The organism is Shewanella spartinae, from assembly GCF_019457555.1.
Classification (GTDB): Bacteria; Pseudomonadota; Gammaproteobacteria; order Enterobacterales; family Shewanellaceae; genus Shewanella; species Shewanella loihica.
Genome location: NZ_CP080418.1, coordinates 3,873,856 through 3,886,824 on the forward strand (window position 1 = coordinate 3,873,856; position 12,969 = coordinate 3,886,824).

Sequence of the window (12,969 nt, forward strand, 5' to 3'; positions counted from 1 at the left end):
ATCGACTCACAGGTATTGCCTAAGGAAGATGTGAAGTCGGCCGTTGAGGCCAAACCGGCCACCGAGGGTCAATCTGACGCCAAGGAGATGGACGCCAAGCAGGCGCTGCAGCAAGCAGAAGATCTGCTTAGCGAGGGCGCCGAGAGTCAATCTGCCGCCCCCGTGTCTCAGGTAGACAATCAAGACTAAGCGCTACTTTTTACTAGCTTATCTCGTTAGCTCCCTGCCTCGCCAACTTAGGCTGGGGAGCCTGGCTGATGGGCCACAGGCGAGTCTCCTCTATCTCCTGCAATACCTTAAATACCGACGCCACATCCAGTGGCCGCGAGAAGTAATAGCCCTGACCTAGCTCGCAGCGCTGACAGCTGAGGCACTCCGCCTGCTGCTGAGTCTCTATCCCCTCTGCCACCACCTGACGCCCCAGATTATGGGCCAGCTCGATCACTGTGGTGATGATATGGGCATCGGCCTCACCATCGAGCACATTGGCGGTGAAACATCGATCTATCTTCAAGAGATCGAAGGGCAGCTGCTTGAGATAACTCAGCGAAGAGTAACCGGTGCCGAAGTCATCGATGGCAATCCTCACCCCCAGCGCCTTGAGCGCCGCCATGGCCGCCATGGCCTGCTCTACCTGCTCGATCACGCTCTCCTCGGTCACCTCAAGCAGCAGGGACTGAGCCGAGATCTGCTGCGCCTCCACCTCCTGGCGCACCACATTGAGCAGATCGGCCGCCAGGAAGTGTTTGGCCGACAGGTTGACCGCAATATAGAGCTCGGACCAGCCCGCCGACTTGAGCTGGGCGACTAACTCCGAGGCCTTACGGATCACATAGTTACCCACCTCGATGATCGCCTCGCTATGCTCGATATCGGGAATAAAATCCCCCGGCATGATGAGGCCGCGCTCGGGATGGAACCAGCGGATCAGCGCCTCGAAGCCGCGCAACCGACCCGAGGGCAGTTCGACTATGGGCTGCAGGAAGAGCACCAGCTGCTCCTCGTTGATGGCCGCCCCTATGCTCTGCTCTATCATGAGGCGGTTATTGGCCTGGTGCAGCATCTCTTCGCTGAACACCCGGTAGTTGCTGCGACCGGCACTCTTGGCCTGATACATGGCCAGATCCGCATGCTGAATAAGCTCCTCCGCCCTGAGTTGTGAACTGTTGCAGTAGGCCAGGCCGATACTGGTAGTGACGATCAGCTTGTGACTGCCCAGCACCACGGGATGTTGCAGGGCCGAGAAGATCCTGTGGATCACATTGCTCACCTCCTGCTCGTCACGCACCTGCCTGAGCAAGATAAGAAACTCATCGCCCCCCTGACGAAACACTGTATCCATCTCGCGCACACTGTTGGTCAGCCTGGCGGCCACTATCTTGAGCAGTTCGTCCCCCTGAATGTGCCCAAGGGTGTCGTTGATCCGCTTAAACTCGTCGAGATCCAGGAACATGAGCACCACACAATCTTCCTCGCTGGCGATACAAGCGATGGCGGTCTGCAGCTCGTGGTGCAGCATCGCCTTGTTGGGCAGCCCCGTCAGAGTATCCAGCATGGCGAGCCTTTCCAGCTCATGGGTGTATTCATCCACCTCATTTTCCATCCCCTGCATGTTGTCGGCCAGCTGTCGGGTCGCCAGATGGATCAGGTCGACCTCGTCGGGAAACCAGGATGGCTTTCTCGGCAGGCTGGTGCGCACGCTGCCAAAGTCGTGGTCCGCCAACAGGGGCAAGAGGCTGGCATGGCGCGCCAGGCTGACGACTGGCGACCAAGCCACCAATAGCACCAGACCGGCAGCCAAGATCAGTCCTACCAAGAGGGTGCCCACCATCCCCAGCTGAAAGGTGGATAGCATCTGCTGCCACTGCTCCAGACTCATCAACACCACGATCGCCGGGGCGTTTTCCACCTTATCCAAGGGGAAGGACCAAACCGCCCAGTGGCTTCCCTGATAGCTATAGATGCCTTCCCCTAGGGAGATCTGCTGCCAGGAGTAGCTGTCGGCCATGTGACTCAGCAGGGCGAAGCTGCTGGGGCGGTTGCTGATGCTGTAGAGGTGGCGCCCCCAAAGAGGGCCTGGCTCGGCGCCACGAGACTGAGCGCCTAATACCGCCAGCTCGATCGACTTGTCGGTACGAAAGTGGCTGATCACCTCCGTGAGTGCCGACTCGAAGAAGAACAGATGAGGCTTGCTGTTGACCAAGGTCGGTACCAGCACCTGGATCACGCAGTCCTCGACACACACCACCCTGGAGGTGAGTTCATAGGAGGCCTCGCTCTGCATCAGCCACTGGAGATCGTCCTGAGAGTGTGGCTCGCCCGCATGGGCCAGTCGTTCACCGTTTAGCTGATACAGGCCGAAGCCCTTGAGATCCCAATAGAGCTGTACGTCGGGCCAGTTCTCGCTCAGCAGTAGCTGATAACCCTCGGCGCCATCATCGCCCTTGGCATTGGCCACAAACCCAAGCTGCATCGCCGCCTGCAGCGAATGTTCCACCGCCGTGCTCATGGAGAAGGAGAGGCTCTGGGCCAGCTTGTCCCGCTGGGCCTCCAGTAACATCTTCTGCTGGTTCAGTAGCTGCTGGTAGGCCAAGGTACAGATCACCCCACCCACCAGGGTCAAGATCAGAATCACCGCGATAAGGAGTTTCCATTTGATACTCAAGAAGCGATTGGGGTGATTCACTATCATGGGATCACCACTGGAACTTGTAGGATATTTCGATGGCAAACAGCGACCAGTCCTTGTCCTGCACCGCCGGATTCGGCAGCAGGATAGGCGTCACCCAAGCGGCGCCGCGTACCTTGTGGTATTCCGCCGCCACCATCCAATCTTTCGCAGGCAGCCAGCGGGTCCCAATGGTCCAGTCGTGGGCGTAGCCGAAGTAGCCGGGCAGTCCTCGTTCGGCCAGCTTGTCTCCATCTGGGTCCTTCTCATCCTGTACCTGATGATCGTAACGAACAAACACCTCGACATCCCCCGGCAGATAGCCGCGTACATCCAGATAGTAGCCGTAGCCCCTCACCTCATAGATGCCCAGCTCTGGCGGCACAAACACCCCGCCTACGTAGCGATCCCAATGCAGGTATTCGCCGGTAAATTCGAGGAAGTTAATCCGGTACTGGGCCGACACTATCCAGTGTTTGGATCGCAGGCTGCCATCGGCAAAAGGCCCCCCCAGATGGGACTGATAACGACTCTTGGCGTCGAAATAGGTGAGTCCTAGCCTCAGGCTGTCGTCCTGATACTCGAGATCCGCGCCCCAATAGCCATCGGCATCGAAGCGGCCAAACTCCTTTGAGCCCACCACGTTACGGGTCAGGTCGTCAGAGGTTTGTGCATCCCCCAGGGTCAGGTGCCATTCCAGTGAGCCGTCCAGCACAGGATGGCCACCAAACAGCTCGCCGCCTGTGATATGCAGCAGGGCATCGCGAAGATAGTCGCTATAGACAGACTGGGGCAGCAAGATCCCCGGCCGGGTAAAGGAGACATCCCGGGTACTGGTGTAGAAGCCAGCCTCACTCTTAAACAAGCCGCCCCTGGCCCCCACATACCCCTGATCTAAGATGAACTTATACTCGGCAAACAGATAGTCGGCGGAGAGCCCAGACTCATCCAGGTTCCCCCACTGACGATAACGGGCGGCGCCCGCCACACGGAAGTGCTCATCCGGCATCCAGGAGAGGTGCAGCGCCGCCTCGGTGACATCGAAAGTATCTCCCGACTCGCCAACGATAAATTCGCTGCCATCGGCTGAAATATAGCCCTGACCGATAAAGCCATTGACCTGCCATTGGTTGCTCTGGGCCTGTGCGGCAAGGGGTAGGCAGAAGGCCAGCGGCAAACCTAAGATGCCTGCCAAAAGGATTAAGCGACTAGTGCTCGGCTTCATCTTGTCCTCCTTGACGCTCGATACCAACCTCGACGGCCAGCTCGCCGCCACCGCCAGACACATAGCCTATCGCCCCGGGCGTGCTGGCCACCTTCTCGCGCATCTGCGCCTCAGAATCCAGGGTGACCGGCCGCTCGCCGACGCCGGAAAACACCAGACGGTCCCAGCGATGACGCAGCACATAGGGCATCATATTCAGCTGCTGATAGCAAAATTCTTCATGTATGGGGGAGTTGCTGGGGAGGACGAATACCTGGATCTTCTGGCCGTCGGGCCAATAGAGCTTCTGCATGGCGAAGATCAGCTTGAGATCTTTCGGGGTGATGTCGGCGATCTCCACAGAGGAGTTGACGATCACCTGAGCGGCGAAAACGTTAGCGCAACAAAGGCCCAGTAGGCACATCCATGTCGACAATCGCCGCATCCTCGCTCCTCTATCTCCTATAGACCTCAGTTATGCGCCAAATCTCACATAACAAAGGATATTTATCCTCTAATGAGATATAGCTTAGGCAAGAATCGGCAAACTGGCATAATAAATGTTACTGATAATATATGGGCTTGGGCTATAATTGCCGCAAATTCCCCTTTGGCCTGTGGTTGCGCGTGTTATCTAATCCTTCTCAAGTCGTCCTAAGAAATATCGAACTGTTTGAATCAAAGAATGTTTTGCTCATCAATCATGAGTGCGATCTTCTGGCGACGGCCCTGTTGGAAGATGCCGCAAAAGTCACGACTCTGGCCCTGGATTTCAACCATTTTCAGCGCATCAAAAGCCATGAAAATGCCCGTCTGCAGTGCCATTTCGGCCATCAGCTGCCATCGACGCAAACATTCGATGCCGTGGTGCTCTTCTACCCCAAATCTAAGAGCCTGGCACCCTACCTGATCAACCTGGCCGGACGCCATCTGATCCCGGGTGGAGAGCTGGTGATCGTCGGTGAGAAGAAGGGCGGCATCCGCTCTATCACCAAACAGCTGCCTGACTACTTCGATGGCGGCATCAAGCTAGACAACGCCCGTCACTGCATGCTCTACAGCAGCACTCTGCAGAGCGAGGCGCCAGAGATCAAACTCAGCGACTGGGTCAAAGACTACGTGCTGAGCACGCCGCAGGGGGAGCTGACCATCTGCAATCTGGTGGGCGTCTTTAGCGAGAAGCGACTCGACGAGGGCACAGAGCTACTGCTTGAGCACCTGCCCACACTTAAGGGGCGCGTGCTCGACTTTGGCTGCGGCGCCGGGGTGATCACCGCCGCCCTGCTCAAGGCCAACCCAGATCTCGAACTCGAGTGCGTCGACATCAACGCCATGGCGCTGGCCTCCTGCGAGCTGACCCTGGCGGCTAACGGCATGCAGGCCAAGGTCTATGCCTCGGACGGCCTGACACAGACCCAGGGCATGTTCGACGCCATCATCTCCAACCCACCGTTTCACGATGGCCTGGATAGCACCACAGAGATAGCGACCCGCTTCGTGCAGGAGAGTGAGGCCCAGCTTAAGTCTGGCGGTATTTTTCAGATAGTGGCCAACCGCCACCTGCCCTACAGTGACACCATAGCCATATTCTTCAAAACCGTGAATGTGGCTGCCGAGAACAACAAATACAAGATCTACGCCAACCGCAAGGCGTAACTCGCTAAAAAAACACTGTTTAATCTGTTGTTTAACGCCGGGTTCACCCGGCTTTTTTCGCACGAGATCTCATTTCAATCATGCGCTTCATCTGCATCATAAAATAGGGCTTCATAGGTCAAACTTTATGCTGTTATACTCGAGAGAATACTAACTAAAATAATAATTAACCTGCGGAAATCTCTATGCTGGATCCTGGACTGATAGAACTGAGTAGTGACGGAAACTTAGCCGAATTAAAAGTCATTCCCAATACCCATGGCCCACTGACGGTGGATGCCATTCTCGAACTGCTCACCCTCCCCGAATTTTGCCAGCTTTTCCCCCGTAAGAATGTTATCGAAAATGCCGTCGCCCAGGTCAACAAGGTGATTGGCCAAGACGATGGTCAGTATGAACTCTTCTTCGAGATCGCCGAGCGCCGCGACGCCGAGATAGCCATCACCCTCAGCGACGACAAGATGAGCGCCGAGATGACGCTCACCGCCCCCTGGGGGGGCAAGTCACTGACACTGCAAGATATCTTAAGGGCCCTCAAGGCCGAGCAGATAAGCATGGGGCTGAGCAAGGTCAAGATCGAGGCTCTGCTGGCCAAGCTGCCGACCCTGGCCCCAGGCGAGAGTTGCAGCGAGGTTTTCGCCCACGGCAAGCCCGCCATCAATGGCACCAACGCCATCGTCGAGCGTAAGGTGCCGCTGGCGAGGGAGCGTCTGCTGCAGCCCCAGGAGCGCGCCGACGGCACGGTGGACATGCGCAACCTGGGCGAGATCATCATGGTCAAACCCAACGACAAATTGATGGTTAAGATCCCCGCCACCGAAGGCACTAAGGGCTACAACGTTCAGGGTGAGCCGCTACTGCCGATCGCAGGCAAAGATCTTAAACTCACCGCGGGCACGGGCGCCGAGCTACTGGAGTCCGACCCTAATGTGCTGGTCGCCACGGTCGCCGGCCAGCCGGTAGAGACCAAGACGGGCATGCAGGTCGATGACGTGCTGCAGATTAAGGATGTGGATATCGGCTACGGCAACGTCGACTTCAAGGGCAGTGTCCTGGTTACGGGCGACGTGCATGAAGGCATGGTGGTCAAGTCCACTGGTGATATTACCGTAATGGGCTTCGTCGACTCGGCCCAGCTGATCGCCGACGGTGACATCACGGTCAGCAAGGGGGTGATCGGCCGCCAGCTCAAGGAAGATCAACTCTCTACCAAGCTGTCTGCCAAGGGGCAGATCTCCGCCCAGTTCGTACAATACTCTGAGCTGCAGGCCGAGGGCGACATCCTGGTCACCAAGCAGCTGCTACACAGCCACACCCAGACGGCGGGGAAACTGATCGTCAGTGACGCCAACGGCCGCCGCGGCGACCTAGTGGGCGGCGTGGCCCAGGCCGATAAGGGAGTAAAGGCGGTGATCATAGGTGCCACGGCCGGTACCCGCACCGAGGTGTTCTGCGCCATGAAGTGCGGCGAGCTGAAAGAGGAGCTCAAGCAGCTGGATCACGGGATCAAACACATGGTGGTGGCCAAGCTCAATATCGAGGCCAGCCTCAACAAGCTGCCCCCCAAGGCGGAATGGCAGGACGACGCCCTCATGGTCGAGCAGGTCAAAGGGATGCTGGAGGAGAAGCGCCGCATCACCGAGGAGTGGTCCCGGGAGGAGCAGGAGTTCAACGCCATCAAGCAGGAAGTGGAAAACTATTATCAGGAGTACCGCATCGAGGCCTGCAAGCATATCTTCGCCAACGTCGAGCTGCATATCGGCCCGGCCTTTAACCGCACCCAGCGCGAACACGGCCCCTGCATAGTGGTCAACGAAGGCCAGGAGATCAGCTTCGACTATAGCAATCGTAAGTGATCTCAATTGATTAGACGACTAACGAGGCCCGGCAAAATTGTCGGGCCTCTTTTCTTTGCCATGGCTTTACAGGCATAATCCCCGCCAGATAGCGGTAACGGATAACGGAAAAAATGTGGAACTACTGAGAATAGACTGTTTAGGCAAAGAGTTGCGCCTCGAAGGCTCGCTGGCCGGCTGGCAACAACTCTTCTGGGACAATCAGCTGGTGTCGGTCAAGGAGGCCAGTGCCGAGAACCAAGGGCTGAGAAACCACGAGTTTGAGTTAAGCCGCCACGACCCGCAGCAAGAGACAGTGCAGAAGATCCCCCTCACCCTGGAGGTAGATCTCATCTGGCAACCCTTCACGCTCAACTATCGCCTGCTGAGCGAAGACGCCGTACTGAGCGAAGGCAGCCGCAACGCCAAGGATATCGAGCGCCAGACACCGGTCACCCCAGTTAAGGCACCACAGAAGCTGAGCCTGGTGGGCCTGGCCTCCTTAGGCTTTAAGCTGCTCAAGAGCGCCAAGGTGATCAAGGTGGTGCTGGCCGGTGCCAGCGTGGCCGCCTACTCCTGGCTCTTCTCCTTCCAGTTTGCCCTGGCGCTGATCGCCTGCCTCATGTTCCACGAGTACGGCCATATTCGCGCCATGAAATATTTCGGCATGAAGACCAAGGGGATCTACCTCATCCCCTTCATGGGAGGTCTTGCGCTCAGCGATGAGAAGATCAACACCCGCTGGCAGGATGTAGTGATCTCCATCATGGGGCCCACCTTCGGCCTCTTGATGTCGATAGCGGCCCTGGTCGCCTACTGGATCACGGACAACCCGCTGTTTGCCGGGCTTGCCGCCTTCAACGCCCTGCTGAACCTTTTCAACCTGCTGCCCATATTGCCGCTGGACGGCGGTCACATCCTAAAGAGCATCAGCTTCTCCATGAACAGCCTGATGGGGCTTGTCGCCTGTGTGGCCGGCGCCGCCATCGGCGTCTTCATCAGCTATAGCCTGGGGCTGGCGCTGCTGGGTTTCCTGCTGCTGATCGGTAGCCTGGAGATCGTCTTCGAGTGGAAGAGCCGTCACCAGAGCCATCTGCTGCCGCTGGACAGATACGGGCAGATCTTCTCTACCATCTGGTATCTGCTGACCGTCGGCGCCCTGGTCGCCATCATCTGGTACCTGGCCGATAGCGGCGATGACATGCTTGGGCTGCCGCTCAAGATACTTCAGAGCTAGGTCATCTAAGAAACTCCCCCTCTATCGCCTCGCCCTCTCTGAGGGCGGGGCTCCTCGAAGCAGCCCTCCTAAAAAAGCAGCCTTCCTCAAAAAACCGGCCCTTCTCCCTCAACAGACCCAGCCCAAACAAGGTGAACAAAAGGTAAATTTTTTCGCCAACTCATCGCCAAGCCGACAACAAAAATATTTATTCAAATAAAACAGATAAATAAACAACCAAAAACTAGCCGTTAATTGACCATTTTCAGTCAAAAAAACAGCAAATATAGGTATTTTCCGATCCCTGTCTAGGGACATTTGCGGATATTTTTAAAAGTTACAATAACGTTACAATCGATACATCATCAGAGGATGACCAAGAGCAAACAGATAAAATTTTATTTAAAAACAGATGGTTTTTTGAGGTGCAACATGATTAAGTCCATATCGACAGGTAGAACACAGCAGGGTAATTTCAGCCCGGTTGAAAAACAGATGTTCGGCGCTGCGTTACTGGCTGAACCCGGCACCTCAAGCCCATTCTCCGATGTACTCAGCATTGCCGAAAGTGGATGTTCAAGCAGTTTGCTGCAGCAACTCACCAGCGTCACCAAGCGTTTTCGCCACCTCAAGGCGGAGCAATATCTGCTGCGCCAACAGGACCAGTTTGACTCGCTGTTTGTGGTCAAGAAGGGCGCCCTCAAGAGCTATCGCCTGACCCCGGAAGGCGAGGAGATAGTGACTGGCTTCTATATGGAGGGCGACGTCATAGGCGCCGGCGGCCTGGGTAACCACAAACACTTCTACTCTGTGGTGGCGCTGGAATCTTCGAGCCTGTATGAGATCCCCTTCGCCAAGTTGCTGCAACAATCCGCCATGGAGCCGATAGTGCAGCAGCTGATGCTCAAGTTACTCAGCCAGGAGATGCAGGCGGATCAGAGCCTGAGACTGATCCAGCTCAAGCAGGTCAAGGCGGCGATCGCCTCGCTGATCCTCAACATCGCCAACCGCCTAACGGCGACCCAGATCACCCTGCCCATGAGCCGGGTGGATATCGCCAACCTGTTGGGGGTTGCCTCGGAGACCGTCTGCCGCGAGTTTACCCGCCTGCAGAAGCAGGGGCTGCTGTCGGTCAACCGTAAGCATATCGTGATCAACGATCTTCCCCAGCTGCAGCTGGCGGCGGGCGGAGATTGCTACTAGCAATCATTCATCAAAAACGAAGGCACCCATCTGGGTGCCATTTGGTGCTTCATTTTAGTTAATTTAAATTGCCTTTCGGGGCTAATTTAAAACGCCTTTCGGCGCTAATTTAAAGTTCCTTTCGCGGCTAATTAAAAGCACCTTTCGGCGCTAATTTAAAGCGTCTTTCGGGGCTAATTTAAAGTGCCTTTCGAGGCTAATTTAAAACGCCTTTCGGCGCTAATTTAAAGTGCCTTTCGGCACTAGGCCATAGATAGCTCTGACATCCTTGGCGGAGAAGATCCGCTCAGACATCACAAACTCATCGATGATCCCGGGGAAACGCGCCTGACCGAAGTTGGGATAGCCCCTGGGGATCCCGCCGATAAAGAAGTCATTCATGATAGAGCCTACCTTGCGATCCAGGGTATCGCTGGCATCCAGCTCACCGTCGATATAGAGGTTGGCCTGATGACCGTCGTGTACCAGGGCGATGTGGTACCAGCGATCGTTGCTGAGCACAGTGCGGGAGCGCACCGCTACCTCGGGGGAGAAGCCTGATGCGTCATAGATCAAAAGCTCAAGATGCCCCTGATTGATCCTTAACTTGTTGCTCTGCACATCGCCATACCAGCCACCGAGCAGAGGGTAGATATCCTGCTCGTTGATCGCTAAAGGTTTAATCCACATCCCCATGCTGATGCCGCCAAAATCGAAGGTGATCTCCCGCCCCCTGGCCCGTTTCATCTCATCGCTCTTGCAACAGATGTCGAACGCCACATAAGCCTGCTCATTGGCCTGCTCATTGGCAGAGAAGTCTATCCCCTGCCCCTTGATGCCGCGGACCCGCTTGCCGCCCACCAGAGTGCCTGTCCACACGGATCTGAAGGTATCGATAACTTCTTGATTTTGCTCCTCGAAAGACATCAAGGATGAGTGGCCATAGATATTGACCTCTACCACCTTGAGCAGAGGCTCCCCCTTACCGACCCCCGAATCCAGCGGCTCATGCTGCCACAGGGTGATGCCAATGAAGCCGATAAGGATCAGAGACAGGGCGCCGGCGAGTTTGATCAGAGGCGCATGCTTCATGATACCGGCCCCTGTTCGCTCTGCGGCTTATTTTCCGATTGTGATTCAGACTCAGCAGTGAGCTTCTCCCCCTGGGGCAGCAGCATGGTAAAGTCGCAGCCGCCAAACTCGTTGATACTAAAGAGCAATTCGCCGTTGTGGGCATCGATGATGGTCTTACAGATGGCCAGACCCATGCCCATCCCCTCCTGCTTAGTGGTAAAGAAGGGGGTAAAGATCTCCTTGGCCGCCTCGGCGTCTATACCGCAACCGCGATCGCGAATGCGTATGCTTACCTTATCGCCACACACCTCGACCCAGATCTCGATAATGCTCTCGGGTGGGCTGGCCTCCATGGCGTTACGCAGCAGGTTAAACAGCACCTGCTGTAGCTGCACCAGATCGCCGATAACCGTGAGCCGCTCGTCGGCGAGCCCTTGCACCAGGCTGACCTTATATTGCGACTCAAGTGTCTCCAGCAGATGGCTGGTGCTGGTCAGCAGCGCCTTGACCCCAATCTCGCTGCGACTGCTGGCCTGCTTGCTGATGAACTGACGTATAGTGCGGATCACCTCGCCGGCCCGCAGCGCCTGTTCGGTGATCTTCTCCAGCGCCTTGATCAGCGCCTCAGGCACACGCTCATCCCCCTTGTTACTGCGCAGTGCGGCCTGGGCATAGGTGGCGATGGCCGTCAGCGGCTGGTTGATCTCGTGGGCGATACTGCTGGCGATCTCCTCCATGCTGGTGACCCTGTCCATGTGGGCCAGCTGCTCACGGCTGCTGCGGCTGTCAAACTCCGCCTCCTCCCTAAGCCTTAGCTCCTGCGCCAGCCTGGTCTGCATCTCGTTGAGCGCCGTCACCACAGTATCTAACTCATCCACCTCACCTAGGCGCGCGGGCATTCTGTCCAGGGTCAGGGCCGGCGCGTGGCCGTTAAGGGTTAAGGTGTGGGCGTACTGGCTGATCTTATTCAGATGGCGGGTCACCAGGTACTGGAACAGCAGCAGGATAAAGGCGGCGATCAGAAAGGTCTTCACCGCGGTGGCGATCAGGATAAACCAGATCTTCTGTTTGAGGCGCTCATAGAGGGGATCTAGCCCTGCCACCAGATGCAGTGTGCCCAGCGGCTCCTTGGCGTCTACACTTTTTGTGGGATAGAGCAGGAACTTGGTATCTATCACCCTATCGGACATCACCTCGCCGGTGCGCTGTAACACACGGTCCCGGGCGATGATGCTGATGCGCTCGATATCCGGCAACTTGACCAGGCCGTCGATCAGCAGCTGTAGCTGAGCGGGATTATTCTGCTCCAGGTAGTGGGCGATGCCGTCGAGGTGGGAATTTTGCACCTGCTCGATCTGCTGCTCAATCTGGACCACCTCGTCTTGATATTCCACATAGAGCTGCAGCGCCGACGACAGGATAGTGATCAGCACACTGAATAAAATAATGTATAAGATTAACCGCTTAGCGGTTCTACCGGTAAATGCGCCCAAATTGAATTTGCTTATCATAATCTGTGATCACTTCCCATAGTGTCATATTGGGGCACACTTCTCCAGCATCGCCGCCAGCGCCCATTGGCCATAGGCACAGGGCCTCGCTCTTGCCACAAGGCTTAATCAAACTGCCCTAACTATCTCTTATCAGGCATCCTCTTTTTGCATGAGCTTATTCTTGTCGCGGGTTATCGCACTCGGGCTTAGATTCACCCGGTTTTAGCTTTTCATTCTTTGCCTGAGGTGTACTCTGATTTGTCTGCTCTGTGGGTTCCGCCTGGCAGGGAACGCTTTCTTGTCCTGGCTGGGCTTGTGCTTCTTTTCCGCTCTTGCTCTTATCGGCCTGCTCGTCAAGCTGTTGCTCGAACGGCAGCCTGTGGTTAGGCACGGTGCGATCCCCTTTTGACTTGTCGGCGGGCTTGTTGTCATTATTGGCGGGCACCATGTCGCTGACCGCTTGCGAGCTGCTCTGGGCCGCACTCTGCTGCACCTTAGGCTTGTTCTTGGCCTTCTCGGCATCGCTATTGGGTTCGCAGGCCATCGCGCCTCCTAGCAGGGGGAGTGTCAGTAAGATGATTGCCAGATTGTGATTACTCATTGTCTGTTACCTCTCTACAGGTAAAAAAGGTGCCCGAAGG

The 12,969-nt window shown here is 56.3% G+C and carries 10 protein-coding genes; 4 read left to right on the top strand and 6 right to left on the bottom strand.

The annotated features are described in order from the left end of the window. Positions 1 to 202 precede the first annotated feature (202 nt). The 3 genes from K0I31_RS16745 to K0I31_RS16755 are packed head-to-tail and all read right to left on the bottom strand — an operon-like array spanning position 203 to position 4,317. Positions 203 to 2,692 (bottom strand): putative bifunctional diguanylate cyclase/phosphodiesterase, encoded by a 2,490-nt coding sequence (locus tag K0I31_RS16745; RefSeq protein ID WP_220079111.1) that lies wholly within the window; start codon positions 2,690 to 2,692, stop codon positions 203 to 205. A 4-nt stretch (positions 2,693 to 2,696) separates the two neighbouring features. Continuing rightward, positions 2,697 to 3,893 carry a hypothetical protein gene (locus K0I31_RS16750; protein WP_220079112.1) on the bottom strand — a complete coding sequence of 399 codons (1,197 nt, stop codon included), beginning with the start codon at positions 3,891 to 3,893 and terminating at the stop codon, positions 2,697 to 2,699. Continuing rightward, positions 3,877 to 4,317: a type 2 periplasmic-binding domain-containing protein gene (locus K0I31_RS16755; RefSeq protein ID WP_220079113.1), complete on the bottom strand. Its 441-nt coding sequence runs from the start codon at positions 4,315 to 4,317 to the stop codon at positions 3,877 to 3,879. Before K0I31_RS16755 ends, K0I31_RS16750 begins: the two co-directional genes overlap by 17 nt. Before the next feature lie 182 nt (positions 4,318 to 4,499). Between K0I31_RS16755 and K0I31_RS16760 the strand changes: the two genes are divergently transcribed. The 4 genes from K0I31_RS16760 (at position 4,500) to K0I31_RS16775 (ending at position 9,782) form a co-directional block, all read left to right on the top strand. Then, complete coding sequence (locus K0I31_RS16760; RefSeq protein ID WP_220079114.1) at positions 4,500 to 5,528, top strand: methyltransferase; 1,029 nt, start codon at positions 4,500 to 4,502, stop codon at positions 5,526 to 5,528. Positions 5,529 to 5,713: 185 nt separating this feature from the next. Then, a complete protein-coding gene (locus K0I31_RS16765; RefSeq protein ID WP_220079115.1) occupies positions 5,714 to 7,384 on the top strand; it encodes a flagellar assembly protein A in 1,671 nt (556 codons plus the stop codon). Between the two features lie 115 nt (positions 7,385 to 7,499). Next, positions 7,500 to 8,600, top strand: a complete 1,101-nt coding sequence (locus K0I31_RS16770; protein WP_220079116.1) for a site-2 protease family protein — start codon at positions 7,500 to 7,502, stop codon at positions 8,598 to 8,600. A gap of 411 nt (positions 8,601 to 9,011) precedes the next feature. Further along, positions 9,012 to 9,782: a Crp/Fnr family transcriptional regulator gene (locus K0I31_RS16775; RefSeq protein ID WP_220079117.1), complete on the top strand. Its 771-nt coding sequence runs from the start codon at positions 9,012 to 9,014 to the stop codon at positions 9,780 to 9,782. 219 nt (positions 9,783 to 10,001) lie between these two features. Here the strand turns inward: K0I31_RS16775 and K0I31_RS16780 are convergent, their stop codons facing one another. The 3 genes from K0I31_RS16780 to K0I31_RS16790 form a co-directional block, all read right to left on the bottom strand. Continuing rightward, the gene (locus tag K0I31_RS16780) at positions 10,002 to 10,853 is read right to left on the bottom strand and encodes a LamG domain-containing protein (RefSeq protein ID WP_220079118.1); all 852 of its coding nucleotides are present in this window, start codon (positions 10,851 to 10,853) and stop codon (positions 10,002 to 10,004) included. Beyond that, positions 10,850 to 12,268, bottom strand: a complete 1,419-nt coding sequence (locus K0I31_RS16785) for a sensor histidine kinase (RefSeq protein ID WP_220079119.1) — start codon at positions 12,266 to 12,268, stop codon at positions 10,850 to 10,852. Before K0I31_RS16785 ends, K0I31_RS16780 begins: the two co-directional genes overlap by 4 nt. Positions 12,269 to 12,503: 235 nt before the next feature. Further along, a complete protein-coding gene (locus tag K0I31_RS16790) occupies positions 12,504 to 12,929 on the bottom strand; it encodes a hypothetical protein (RefSeq protein WP_220079120.1) in 426 nt (141 codons plus the stop codon). Between the last annotated feature and the right edge of the window lie 40 nt (positions 12,930 to 12,969).

Excerpts from the sequence above, each read along its gene's own strand:
- K0I31_RS16790 (WP_220079120.1), bottom strand. The coding sequence starts at position 12,929 with ATGAGTAATCACAATCTGGCAATCATCTTACTGACACTCCCCCTGCTA.
- K0I31_RS16750 (WP_220079112.1), bottom strand. The coding sequence starts at position 3,893 with ATGAAGCCGAGCACTAGTCGCTTAATCCTTTTGGCAGGCATCTTAGGT.
- K0I31_RS16755 (WP_220079113.1), bottom strand. The coding sequence starts at position 4,317 with ATGCGGCGATTGTCGACATGGATGTGCCTACTGGGCCTTTGTTGCGCT.
- K0I31_RS16775 (WP_220079117.1), top strand. The coding sequence starts at position 9,012 with ATGATTAAGTCCATATCGACAGGTAGAACACAGCAGGGTAATTTCAGC.
- K0I31_RS16780 (WP_220079118.1), bottom strand. The coding sequence starts at position 10,853 with ATGAAGCATGCGCCTCTGATCAAACTCGCCGGCGCCCTGTCTCTGATC.
- K0I31_RS16765 (WP_220079115.1), top strand. The coding sequence starts at position 5,714 with ATGCTGGATCCTGGACTGATAGAACTGAGTAGTGACGGAAACTTAGCC.
- K0I31_RS16745 (WP_220079111.1), bottom strand. The coding sequence starts at position 2,692 with ATGATAGTGAATCACCCCAATCGCTTCTTGAGTATCAAATGGAAACTC.